The organism is Pseudomonadota bacterium, assembly GCA_034660915.1.
Taxonomy (GTDB): domain Bacteria; phylum Desulfobacterota; class Anaeroferrophillalia; order Anaeroferrophillales; family Anaeroferrophillaceae; genus DQWO01.
Genome location: JAYEKE010000128.1, coordinates 25725 through 36557, shown reverse-complemented (window position 1 = coordinate 36557; position 10833 = coordinate 25725). Strand labels below are relative to the sequence as shown.

The following is a 10833-nucleotide window of genomic DNA, read 5'->3' as shown; positions in this document are numbered from 1 at the left end:
CTCTGTGACTTTGTGCCTCTGTGAGAGTATTTTTATCTTTTCTGAAAACGTAGTCGAATGTTTACGTTTGTAATAGCAAAAAATCCTGTAATCATTAAACTAATAGCTAACCGCTAAAGGCTAATCGTTCAGTTTAGGTTTTATCTGGCCTGCCATGCTCATCCCAGCCGTGCAAATGGTAATAATCCTGAAGCATTTTGTCCAATTCAGCTTCACTAATAACTTTTCCGGAGTCCTGGAGTTTTTGATGCAGGTGCTTCGGCAGCCGGTCTTCCCGGGGATTCATGCCTTCCCGCAGGTTGAAGTGACGTACAAGGTCGGCAATCCCCATGGATATTTCCCGCAGCTTTTGCTGGTCAATATCCATGCCGGTAACGGCCCGGATGATTTCCACCAGTTTTTCCCAGGGATAAAGATCGCGATAGAAACGGCAGAGGATCAGGGTGTCAAAAATGGTGAGCCGGTTTTCAAAATCAAGAAACATCTCTGCTTTCCCGTCTGTATGTTCCGGATCGATCATCCCGCTCAGCTCAGCCTTATAAAATGTTGAGCGCAAATGGCAGGCTCCACGATCGGAAACAGCGTAGCCAAGTCCCATACCTTTAAGTGCCCGGGGATCATAGCCGGCCGGTTCCATTCCCTTGACCTGGACGGCAAGATCTTCAAGGTTCCAGGTTTTGGCGGCCGTCCGGATGCCTTCGGCCAGGATGGCGCCGATCCCTCTTCTGTCGGAAATTTCACTCAGTAAAGTTGCAATGGCATCAACGTTTCCATAATCAATGGGATAGTAAATCCGGCCGTGGCGGACGGCCTCGATGGTAAAGGCGCAAAGATTGCCGGCGGTGATGGTGTCCATGCCCAGACGGTCGCAAATATCATTGAGATAAGCGATTTCCTCGATGCTGTCCACTTGGCAGAGGCCACCGAAAGCATAGATGGTTTCATATTCCGGGCCTTCTATTTTGAGACCGGCATGTCTTCCCTGGAGCAGGGTTGTCTGTCGGCCGCAGGCCATAAAACATTTCAGACAGGCGTGGGGTCTGACCAGACAGCGTTCGTGCAGCGCTTCAGCGCTTATTTTCGGCCATTGTTCATAAGTTCCCCGGGTCCAGTAGCGGCTGGGAAATGCCCCGGCTTCATTCATGATTTTGACCATCATCGGGGTTCCCATCTTTTTATAGGCCAGGACTCCGGGATTTTCCCGGTTGTCGCGTGCCAATTCCTTTGCCCGGGCGGCAACCAGTTTTGAATCATGCAGAGGCCGCCGCTGATTGCCTTCAAAGAGGATTCCCTTAAGTTTTTTGGATCCCATGACGGCGCCAAGGCCGGTGCGTCCAGCTGATCGCCAGTAATCATTTTCGATCACCGCGAAACGAACCAGGTTTTCACCCGCCGGGCCGATAACCACCGCTCCCGCTTTCCTGCCGGTTTTTTCTTTGTCAGCAAAACGTTCGTGGAGGAGATCTTCAGTTCTAAACGTATCTAGGCCCCAGAGATCTTGGGCCTCATGGAAATCAGCTCCGTCAGGATGAACCTTTATTATAATAGGATTTTGGCTTTGACCGCTGATAACCAAGGCGTCAAAACCACAGGCATCAATGGCTTCAGGAACCCTGCCGCCAGCATAGGACTCGCTGTAAATGCCGGTTTGGGGCGATTTGCTGAAGACACCATAACGGCAGGAGCCCCAGATACGGCTGCCGGTGACCGGACCGGTGGCAAATATGAGTCGATTCTCCGGGGCCAGAGGGTCAATCCCGGGGGGATTATGCCGGTAAAGCAGCCAGGATGCCAGTCCCTTGCCGCCCAGGTATCGTTGTTGGATTTCCTCGGCGATTGGTTCGATGCTGGTTTGCCGGCTGGTCAGATCAAGGTAAAGTACGCGACCATAAAAGCCGTCCATCTATTTTCTCCCCGGCCAGAATGTAAATCAGGCTAAAATGTCGGTGGTGAAATAACCCAGATCAAAACGGCATCAGTATTGCCATTGTTCTGGTAGCCATGTTGTCGTGATGATTGAAAATAAAAAGAATCGCCGGTTTCCAGCTGGTAGACCTGGTTGTCAACCGTCAACTCCAGGGTGCCTTCAAGAACAATGCCCAGTTCCTCCCCCTGGTGGCTGTAAAGTCCTTCACTGCCGCTGCCAGGCTTGACAATTTTATAGAGCGGCTGCATGGTTTTTCGCTTGACATTACGGGTCAGCAACTCGCTGTATACTTCAGTATGGGGAAACTTGAATTGTATCCGGTCTTTTTTGCGGGTTACCACTTGGTCCTGACCATTATCTTCATCCCTGATCAGGTCAATAATGCTCACTCCCAGGGCATTGGCGATTTTTTTCAGGGTGGCAATGGAAGGACTGGCCAGGCTGCGTTCAACCTGGGAAAGAAAAACATCACTGCAACCGGCTCTATGGGAAACTTGCTTCAGGGTCAACTGTTTGGCGGTACGTAATGTCTTGATTCGTCTGCCGATATTTTCCATGATGAGCAGTAGTAATTTTTTTAAAATATATGTTTATTAAATTAACTAATACTTTATTGATTTTTGATTCATAAACAAAAATATAATTACTGTCAATGAAAAAGTAATAACATGTAAAAGTAATATTTCAGAATTGAAAAGGCATCAGTCTTGGTTGAAGGGGATGGATAAATATTTCGATATTCATAATATCTCTAATGATATTAGGGAGATAATCGGGGAATGAAGATCACGGTAATATGGATATAGGGATTGACAAAAAAGCAGTATTTGGGTAGTTATGAGCGCATGTATCCGGTTATTGACAGGGAAAAATGTTCCAGTTGCGGTACCTGTGTGGATGTCTGTCCATCAGATGTCTTTGTTTTGGAAGATGAGGTTCCACAGGTAGTCGCCCCGGAGGAATGTATTGAATGCAGTGCCTGTGTGGATAATTGCCCTGTAGATGCTGTAATCTTAATTGATTGAAAATATCTTTATGTTGACTGAAACCCGGGAGAATCTGGCTTTGTTTATCGCCAGTGGTGCTTATGTCGGTGCGGTGCCGATTGCTCCCGGGACTTTCGGTACTTTGATGGCCTTGCCTTTGTGGTGGTTTTTTAACCAGCTGCCGGCGTGGTTGTACCTGTTTCTTTTATTATTGTTGATTTTGGTGGCCTTCTGGTCTGCTGGTGAAGCCGAGAGAATTTTACACCAGGCCGATAGCGGCGTAATTGTCATTGATGAAATTGTTGGTTTTTTGTTAACCACTGTCTTGATTTCTTTTTCCTGGCCTCGTTTCATCGCCGCTTTTTTGTTATTTCGTTTTTTCGATATTTTTAAGCCTTTTCCAGTTAACTGGTGCGATGAAAACCTGCACGGTGGCATCGGGGTAGTGGTTGATGACCTGGTGGCCGGGATTATGGCTTATGTTGTTCTGCGTTTATTGCTTGTGATGGGCCTGTAACATGCCTGAATATAAACTATCTGTGTTGTTGCCGCCGCTTTCTTTATGGCTGGCGGTGGCGGAATCCTGTACCGGCGGTTTGATTGCCCACCGGATTACCAATGTACCCGGCAGTTCCGTTTATTTTGACCGGGGACTGGTAACCTATAGCAACCAGGCAAAAGAGGAGTTGCTTGGGGTTTCGCCGGAGCTGCTTCAAGCTCACGGGGCGGTGAGCCCGGAAGTGGCCGAGGCCATGGTTGATGGTCTTTTATCCCGGACAAAAGCAAAGCTGGCCGTGGCTTCCACCGGTATTGCCGGTCCGGGCGGTGGCTCCGCGGAAAAACCAGTTGGCCTGGTATATCTGGCCGGAGCTTATAACCAAAAGCGGGTAGTAAAACATTATCAGTATGCCGGTGACCGGCTGCGGATAAAGGAACAGGCGGCCCAGCATGCTCTGGAACTGCTGGTCCGGCTGATTGGTACAGATGAGGCGGGGGTTTGAGACTTTTTCTAGCCGTTGACCTGCCGCTACCAATGTTGCAACAGGTGGCGGATGGGGTGGAAAAACTCAAAAAAAGTGTTGGCCGCGGGTTGCGGTTTCGTTGGCTGGCAGCACAAAATATCCATATTACGCTCAAATTTTTAGGAGAAGTCGAAGAAAGTCAACTGGATCAACTTTCCGGTTGTTGTGCTGCTATTGAATGGTCCGGATTTGTATTGAAACTTGGCGGGAGCGGATATTTTCCATCCTTTAAGCGGCCGCGGATTTTCTGGCAGGGATTTTCTGTCGGCATTGATGAAATGCGGGGATTGCTGGACCGGGTAGAGATTTGTGCTGCCGGGATCGGTGTACTCAAAGAACAGCGGCCTTATACGCCGCATCTGACCCTGGCCCGGATAAAACCATCGAAAGATGGTAATGCAGTTTCTGTCTTTCGGCAGCTGCAAAGACAAGCGGATGATCTGCTGCCGGTGGGAAGTTCTTTCCCGGTGACGGCATTTTCTCTTTATCAAAGTCAACTGACTCCGGCGGGTGCAGTATATACAAGACTTGATAGCTTTTCAGCCGGGATAATCTGAAATTATTGTCTCAACTTTATGACTTGCTCTGACTTGTGGGGACACCGCTAAAGCAATGTCCCGGGTATCTATCTGGTTTTCGGTCGGTCAAAAAATGAAATAATAACCCATATATAAGGAGATAGTTATGGATGACAATAAAAATAAAGCAATGGAGATGGCGGTTACCCAGATTGAAAGGGAGTTTGGCAAGGGATCTATCATGCGCCTGGGTGCTGAAGGGGTGATTTCGAATGTTGAGGTTATTCCCACCGGATCTTTAGGTTTGGATATCGCTCTTGGGGTAGGTGGAATTCCCCGGGGTCGGGTGATCGAGATTTACGGTCCGGAATCTTCTGGAAAAACCACTCTTGCTCTGGGGATTGTTGCCCAGGCCCAGAAAAAGGGTGGGGTGGCTGCCTTCATCGATGCTGAACACGCTTTGGATGTTGTTTATGCTAAAAATCTTGGAGTTAATACCGAGGAGTTGCTGATTTCCCAGCCTGATACCGGTGAACAGGCTCTGGAAATAGCTGAAATCCTGGTTCGCAGTGGGGCCATTGATCTGGTGGTGGTTGATTCGGTGGCCGCCCTGGTTCCCCGGGCGGAGATTGAGGGAGATATGGGTGATTCCCATATGGGATTGCAGGCCCGGCTCATGTCCCAGGCACTGCGGAAGCTGGTGGCGGCGATCAGCAAATCCAAGGGATCGGTCATCTTCATTAATCAAATTCGGATGAAAATCGGGGTGATGTTCGGCAATCCGGAAACCACCACCGGTGGGAATGCATTGAAATTTTATTCGACGGTTCGCATGGATATTCGCCGGACCGGGGCCATAAAAAAAGGTGATGCCATTCTCGGGAACAGCACGCGGGTTAAGGTGGTTAAAAATAAGGTGGCGCCGCCATTCAGGGAAGCCACTTTTGATATTCTCTTTGGGAAAGGTATTTCCCGGGCCGGAGAGGTCCTGGATCTTGGGGTCAAAGCTGGAATTGTGGAAAAAAGTGGTTCATGGTACTCCTATGGTGGTGAACGTCTGGGGCAGGGACGTGATTTTGTCAGGGATTATCTTCAAGAAAATCAGGAAATTCTCGATACTATAGAGCAAGAAGTCAGAACGTTCCATCATATTCCGGTAGCGGGAAGTGACTCCCCGCCGGAGAGCTAAACATGAGGGACTGGCTCAGGCCGTTGTTACCCTGAGCAGTTGCAAAAGGAGCAGCTAATATGAATCGTATCGATGAAATTCTGCAGGCGGGTATCGACTATAAAGCCTCTGATGTCCATTTGAAAGCAGGTGACCCACCCATTGTTCGGGTTGACGGTCGACTTTATCCATTGAAAAATTTTTCCCGGCTTGAGGCTTCAGAGCTTAAATCAATGGCTGAAGAGATCATGGGGCCCCTGGAAAGGGAGCGCTATGCTGATTTTCATGAGGTGGATTTTGCCTATGGGGTAGCTGGCCTTGGCCGTTTTCGGGTGAATGCTTACCAGCAGCGGGGGACCATGGTCATGGTTCTGCGCTCCATCCCCTATGATATCATGACTTTTAGTGATTTGAAACTGCCGCCGGTGATTGAAAAACTGGCCAAGGAAACCAACCGGGGCCTGATACTGGTTACCGGAACTACCGGTTGCGGCAAAAGTACCACCCTGGCATCAATCATTGATTATATCAATCGCAGCCGCAGCGTTAATATTATTACCATCGAAGATCCCATCGAATATCTGCATCAGGACCGGCTCAGTATTGTCAGTCAGCGTGAGGTTGGTTTCGATACCAATTCTTTTTCTCTCGCCCTGCGCTCGGCCCTGCGCCAGGATCCAGATGTTATCCTGGTAGGTGAGATGCGGGATCTGGAAACCATTGAAATTGCTTTAACCGCTGCCGAAACCGGACACTTGGTACTCAGCACGCTGCATACAGTGGATGCCCTGGAAACCATCAACAGAATTGTTTCTGCTTTCCCGCCGTTTCAGCAAACCCAGATTCGCCTGCAGCTTTCAGGTATTCTCAAAGGGGTTATCTCCCAGCGGCTTATTTCCTGTAAGGACGGTAAAGGTCGGGTGCCGGCAGCCGAAGTTCTGGTTTCCACCTCCCGTACCCGGGAATGTATTGCCGAAAAAGCTAAAACAGTGGAAATAAAAGATGCGATCATCGGTGGTTATACTATTTATGGTATGCAGTCCTTTGATCAGTCCCTTTACAGCCTGTTCAGTAAAGGGCTGATTTCCTATGATGAAGCCCTGAGACAAAGCAGTAATCCGGATGATTTTGAGCTGAAAGTCAAGGGAATTTCTACCGGATCAGACAGCTCGTGGGATGATTTTAGCCAGGATGAATCAAAGGATCAAACAACCAAGGGCAGGGGCAAGGGCAAGGATGTACCTTTTCAGGTGGAGCGTTTTGGTCAATGAGCTTAGGGCCTGATGAAGCCTATCATAAGGCCCAGGACCTGCTGGCTCGCCGTAATCACTTCAGTACTGAACTGCGACAGAAGCTTAAAACCAGGGGGTTTGCAGCGACCGCTATTGACTCAGCTATTGACAGATTAACCGAATTTGGTTATCTGGATGACTTGAATAATGGTCGGCAACTGGCGGCCAATTATCTCTGGCAGAAGGGATACGGGCGTTTGATGATTGCTCAGCGTCTGAGAAGAAAAGGACTTCCATTATCCCTGGCCCAGCAGATTATCGATGAGCTGTTTGCCGGGGTTTCGGCAACAGAACTTGAAGAATTGTTTTCTCGTCTCAGCAGAAAAGCCCGTGGTGATATTTATGCCTATCTGTACCGCCGTGGCTTTCTAGCTGAGGAGATTGAACCGTTTGTAAGCCGCTACCGGGAAGATCATTAGTTATGAGGTATAAGGTATAAGGTTTAAGGTGCAAGGTATAAGGTTTTTCCTTAAACCGTACACCTTAAACCGTACACCGTATAAAAATACAAGGACAAGGAGAAACATATGACCGGAAGTGAAATTCGGCAAAAATTTCTTGATTATTTTCAGGCGAATGATCACAAAATTGTTAAAAGTTCCGGCCTGATTCCATTGAATGATCCCAGTCTGCTGTTTACCAATGCCGGCATGAACCAGTTCAAGGATGTCTTTGTCGGCCTGGAAAAACGCGATTATTGCCGGGCAACCACGTCCCAGAAATGTGTGCGGGCCGGGGGCAAACATAATGATCTGGAAAATGTCGGCCGGACAGCCCGCCACCATACTTTTTTTGAAATGTTGGGTAATTTTTCCTTCGGTGACTATTTTAAGGAAGGAGCAATCAACTATGCCTGGGATTTCCTGATCAAAGAAATGGGCCTGCCGGTTGATAAATTATGGGTGACGGTTTTCAAAGATGATGATGAAGCCTATGATCTCTGGCATGACATGATCGGGGTGCCGGCGGAGCGTATTGTTCGCATGGGTGAGAAGGATAATTTCTGGGCCATGGGTGATGCCGGACCCTGTGGACCCTGTTCGGAAATCCTTATTGACCAGGGCGAGGAAATGAGCTGTGGTGACCGGTGCGGCATCGGTCTGTGTGAATGTGACCGCTACCTGGAAATCTGGAACCTGGTTTTTATGCAGTATAACCGTGAAACGGATGGGACCATGAAACCCCTGCCAAAACCCAGCATTGATACGGGTATGGGCCTGGAGCGGTTGGCGGCAGTGGCCCAGGGAGTTAAAAGTAATTACGATACTGATCTGTTGCGTACCATCATTACGGCAGCGGAAAAGATTTCCGGAAAAGCCTACGGTGAGAATACAGATCATGATGTTTCTCTGCGGGTGCTGGCCGATCACAGCCGGGCAACGACTTTCCTGATTGCCGACGGGGTATTGCCGGCAAACGAGGGGCGTGGCTACGTCCTGCGCCGGATTATGCGCCGGGCGGCCCGCCATGGCAAACTGCTGGGAATTGACCAGCCTTTTCTCTATCATCTGGCAGAAACGGTGGCCAAGCAGATGCGGGGTGCCTATCCGGAGCTGATGGAATCACTGCCATTTGTTACCCGGGTGATCAGAAATGAGGAAGAACGCTTTGGTGAAACTCTCGATCGCGGCCTGAAAATGCTGGACGATGAACTGGAGCAGTTGCGGCAAAAGCAGGAAACAATACTTCCCGGTGAGGTGATTTTTAAACTCTATGATACCTATGGTTTTCCGGTTGATTTGACCGAAGATATTGTTACCAAAGAGCAGGTGACTCTGGATATGGCCGGTTTTGATGCCCAGATGCTGGTCCAGCAGGAGAAATCCCGTCAATCCTGGAAAGGCTCCGGGGAAGAAGCGGTGGGAGAGGTGTACAAAAAAATGTTCCAGGAGGGAGTCAAGAGCACCTTCACTGGTTATGATCGCTTCCAGGATAGTGGTAAGATATTGTTGATTCTGAAAGATGGTGAGCAGGTTTCCCGGGCCACTGGCGGCCAGAAGATTGAAATAGTTTTTGACCGGACCCCTTTGTATGGTGAATCCGGCGGTCAGGTAGGTGACCAGGGCAAGGGAGTCGGTGATGATTTCAGCCTGCAGATTACCTCGACCACCAAACCGCTGGACAATTTTATCGTCCACCACGCCGTGGTTAAAGAAGGTACGGTGTCGTTGGGGGATTCCTGTGCCTTGACGGTTGAAAAGCAGGAAAGGCTGGCAATCCAACGGCATCATTCAGTAACCCATCTTTTACAGGCCAAGTTGCAGGCGGTGCTGGGGGAACATGTAAAACAGTCAGGTTCATTGGTTACCGCTGAACGCCTGCGCTTTGATTTTAGCCATTTTGCTGCCCTTACCCGCGATGAGCTCGACCGGGTGGAGGCGCTGGTTAACCAGGAAATTATGGCCAACCTGCCGGTAAGCACGGAAATTACCAGTATGGAAGAGGCGGTTGATCAGGGAGCCATGGCCATTTTCGGGGAAAAATATGGTGAACAGGTCCGGATGGTTTCCATGGGCGATGCCAGTAGAGAATTATGTGGAGGAACGCATGTCTCCCGGACCGGCGATATTGGTTTTTTCAAGATAATATCAGAAGGCGGGATTGCGGCCGGGGTGCGGCGGATTGAAGCTTATGCCGGCATGGAAGCCTGTCGTTATATCAATGATGAAGAAAAGATCCTTCGGGATCTGGCCGCGTTACTGAAAGGGGCCGCGGTTGCCGCCCTGCCGGATAAGGTTCACCGTCTGCAGGAACAGGTGAAGGAACAGCATAAAGAGATCAGCAGCCTGAAAGAAAAACTTAGAGCCGGGCCGGTTGCCGGACTGTCCGGGCCGGGCGGAAAGGTGGAAATAGTAAATGGTATTTCTTTGCTGGTTTCCCGGGTTGATTGTGATGATCCCAAAGAGATGCGTCAGATAATGGATGTTTATAAGCAGAAGAATCCTGAGGGTATTATTGTGCTTGGAGCCAAGGTGGCCGGGAAGGCCCTGATGATTGCCTACGTGGCAGCTTCCCTGCAGCAGCGCTATCAGGCAGGGAATATCATCAAGAAATTGGCTGCCGTGGTCGGCGGCAAGGGAGGTGGGCGGCCGGAGCTGGCCCAGGCCGGTGGTCCGCAAGCCGATAATCTTGATCAGGCATTGGCCAAAGTCAGGGAATTATTATGATTTTATTCGCTTTTCCCGGCGATGAAATATAAGGATTTTATGGCATCGCAAAAATCGGGCGGCTTAAAATCACTATTTGAATTTGCCTGCCTGGGATTTTTCCTGTTGCTGCTGGCCGGCTGCAGCAAGGGTTTTCTTGGTTCCAGGAGCTCCCTGAGTGAAGCCGTCATCCCCACCGATGCCAAGTTACTTGCCTATCATCTCGAGGAACATTATAAAGAGCTGGAGAAGTTTACCTGCCGCCTTTATGCCAAAAATCCTAAATATGAACCGGATTTGAAAGCTCGGGAAGACAAAGTCCAGGGGATTTATAAAGCTGGAAAATTGCCGTTTCCCCGGTACAGAAAATTGCCGTCCCATGAAATCCTGACCGAGGCTTTTGCCAAAGAGCCGCAGTGTCCGGACCGGGTGTTTCTGCTCAGCCTGGGGTTGATGAAAAGTATCAGGGAAACCTATCAGGAGAAAGATGAAGTCCTGCTCAGCAGTTTGCAGGTATCGCTGGAGAACCTGCAGCAGCTTTATCGTAATATCAGTCAGGTGAACTGGCGTTTAAAGGTTTATCGGGATGAGGATGGCCGTTTGCTGTTCTGCACTAACGAGGCAGGTGATGATGGTTATATCAATATGGGTTATGAGGTTATCATGGCCAGGATTCTGACTCGGATCACTGATGATATCTATCTGCGTGGTGGTTCACCGCCAAAATTTTTCTTTAATATGTCTACCATGTTTCTGGCAATTCTTCTGTAGGTT

At 49.3% G+C, this 10833-nt stretch carries 11 protein-coding genes; 9 read left to right on the top strand and 2 right to left on the bottom strand.

Annotated elements, in window-relative coordinates:
* Positions 1–133 precede the first annotated feature (133 nt).
* Together U9P07_08135 and U9P07_08130 are read right to left on the bottom strand one after the other, a co-directional pair.
* The gene (locus tag U9P07_08135; GenBank protein MEA2109369.1) at positions 134–1903 is read right to left on the bottom strand and encodes an aldehyde ferredoxin oxidoreductase family protein; all 1770 of its coding nucleotides are present in this window, start codon (positions 1901–1903) and stop codon (positions 134–136) included.
* 32 nt (positions 1904–1935) lie between these two features.
* Positions 1936–2484, bottom strand: coding sequence for a cupin domain-containing protein (locus U9P07_08130; GenBank protein ID MEA2109368.1), 549 nt, complete (start codon positions 2482–2484; stop codon positions 1936–1938).
* Positions 2485–2736: 252 nt separating this feature from the next.
* On the opposite strand from U9P07_08130, the gene U9P07_08125 reads away from it, so the two are divergent.
* The 9 genes from U9P07_08125 (at position 2737) to U9P07_08085 (ending at position 10830) form a co-directional block, all read left to right on the top strand.
* On the top strand, positions 2737–2952 hold the full coding sequence (locus tag U9P07_08125; GenBank protein ID MEA2109367.1) for a ferredoxin family protein: 216 nt from the start codon (positions 2737–2739) through the stop codon (positions 2950–2952).
* A gap of 10 nt (positions 2953–2962) precedes the next feature.
* Positions 2963–3430: a phosphatidylglycerophosphatase A gene (locus U9P07_08120; protein MEA2109366.1), complete on the top strand. Its 468-nt coding sequence runs from the start codon at positions 2963–2965 to the stop codon at positions 3428–3430.
* Position 3431: 1 nt separating this feature from the next.
* The gene (locus U9P07_08115) at positions 3432–3914 is read left to right on the top strand and encodes a CinA family protein (protein ID MEA2109365.1); all 483 of its coding nucleotides are present in this window, start codon (positions 3432–3434) and stop codon (positions 3912–3914) included.
* On the top strand, positions 3911–4492 hold the full coding sequence (gene thpR / locus U9P07_08110) for an RNA 2',3'-cyclic phosphodiesterase (protein MEA2109364.1): 582 nt from the start codon (positions 3911–3913) through the stop codon (positions 4490–4492). The genes U9P07_08115 and thpR overlap by 4 nt, the downstream gene beginning before the upstream one ends.
* A 127-nt stretch (positions 4493–4619) precedes the next feature.
* Positions 4620–5642, top strand: a complete 1023-nt coding sequence (recA, locus tag U9P07_08105; protein MEA2109363.1) for a recombinase RecA — start codon at positions 4620–4622, stop codon at positions 5640–5642.
* Positions 5643–5701: 59 nt separating this feature from the next.
* On the top strand, positions 5702–6892 hold the full coding sequence (locus tag U9P07_08100) for a type IV pilus twitching motility protein PilT (protein ID MEA2109362.1): 1191 nt from the start codon (positions 5702–5704) through the stop codon (positions 6890–6892).
* Positions 6889–7332, top strand: coding sequence for a regulatory protein RecX (locus U9P07_08095; protein ID MEA2109361.1), 444 nt, complete (start codon positions 6889–6891; stop codon positions 7330–7332). The genes U9P07_08100 and U9P07_08095 overlap by 4 nt, the downstream gene beginning before the upstream one ends.
* Before the next feature lie 108 nt (positions 7333–7440).
* The gene (gene alaS / locus U9P07_08090; GenBank protein MEA2109360.1) at positions 7441–10080 is read left to right on the top strand and encodes an alanine--tRNA ligase; all 2640 of its coding nucleotides are present in this window, start codon (positions 7441–7443) and stop codon (positions 10078–10080) included.
* Positions 10081–10119: 39 nt separating this feature from the next.
* Positions 10120–10830: a hypothetical protein gene (locus U9P07_08085; GenBank protein MEA2109359.1), complete on the top strand. Its 711-nt coding sequence runs from the start codon at positions 10120–10122 to the stop codon at positions 10828–10830.
* The last annotated feature ends 3 nt before the right edge of the window (positions 10831–10833 follow it).